Source organism: Shinella sp. SUS2 (assembly GCF_001262505.1).
Taxonomy (GTDB): domain Bacteria; phylum Pseudomonadota; class Alphaproteobacteria; order Rhizobiales; family Rhizobiaceae; genus Shinella.
This window is the reverse complement of sequence record NZ_KQ410831.1, coordinates 1-1090: the sequence shown is the minus strand read 5'-3', so window position 1 is coordinate 1090 and position 1090 is coordinate 1. Positions and strand designations below refer to the sequence as shown.

The window sequence follows — 1090 nt, the reverse complement described above, 5'->3', positions numbered from 1 at the left end:
TCCTTCATCGCCTGTGCATGCCAAGGCATCCACCAATTGCCCTTACGACACTTAATCGTTCTCATTGTCTATGCTCATCACTAGCCTTCGCTAGAAGGCGATTGGACTACCTTTTACAATCCAACCTACTCATGATGCCATCGACGTGTTCGATGGACCGCTTTATTGGAGCTACGCCGAGCAGCTCGCTTGCAGTCCATCTATTAAGACCAGCTTCTCGAGATCAAATCCGGTACCGTGCGGTTAGACAACGGTAATCCGATCATCCGTCAGAAGCACCCGAAGGCGCCAACAACGAACGATCCAGAGCGACAAGCTTCCTTCCTACCTCCAATCCCTCACCAATCTCCGGCCGGCTAGGCCATCAAAAGGTTCACCGGGAAAGGTCTCGGACGCCTTGGGCCTAAAACCCAAAACACCTGGAAGCCTCCAGATCAATCTTCTCTTCACAATGTATGCAGAACAGGCGCACCGCCATTTGGCGGACGCAAACTTTTATTTCTCCAAAGGATATACATATCTTCACTCACGCGCCGAAGGCGCTCCGCTAGGGCGCCAAATGATTGGCGACGCGCCTTGCGCTTGCGAAGCTACGCTTCGTACTCATCTCGACACCAAAACCTTGGTGGAGCTGAGCGGGATCGAACCGCTGACCCCCTGCTTGCAAAGCAGGTGCTCTCCCAGCTGAGCTACAGCCCCATTCAGGTTTCGATAACCTGACCGGCTGACCACTCAATCTTAGGGATGGTGGGCCCGGGCAGACTCGAACTGCCGACCTCACGCTTATCAGGCGTGCGCTCTAACCACCTGAGCTACGGGCCCATTACGGTCAAGCACGCTGACGCGGGCGTGGTTCGTATATCCTTTTGAAGAAAGAGAAACGTGGACGGCGAAGATCGCCATACCCGCCGTCTGCATAGCAGATCCGCAGGCGTATTGCGTTTCGATGGTCACCTGACTGGTGCCATCTATGTTCTAAAAAGCACGGGAAGGTTCATCCTAATCAAGTTAGGCGTCTTACCAATTCCACAGCTTCCTTAGAAAGGAGGTGATCCAGCCGCAGGTTCCCCTACGGCTACCTTGTTACGAC

The 1090-nt window shown here is 53.9% G+C and carries 2 tRNA genes and 1 rRNA gene; all 3 read right to left on the bottom strand.

Annotated elements, in window-relative coordinates:
- Positions 1 to 623: 623 nt before the first annotated feature.
- Positions 624 to 699, bottom strand: a tRNA-Ala gene (locus AKG11_RS33540).
- 46 nt (positions 700 to 745) lie between these two features.
- A tRNA-Ile gene (locus AKG11_RS33535) sits at positions 746 to 822 on the bottom strand.
- 219 nt (positions 823 to 1041) lie between these two features.
- Positions 1042 to 1090, bottom strand: a 16S ribosomal RNA gene (locus AKG11_RS35290); the annotation flags it as partial.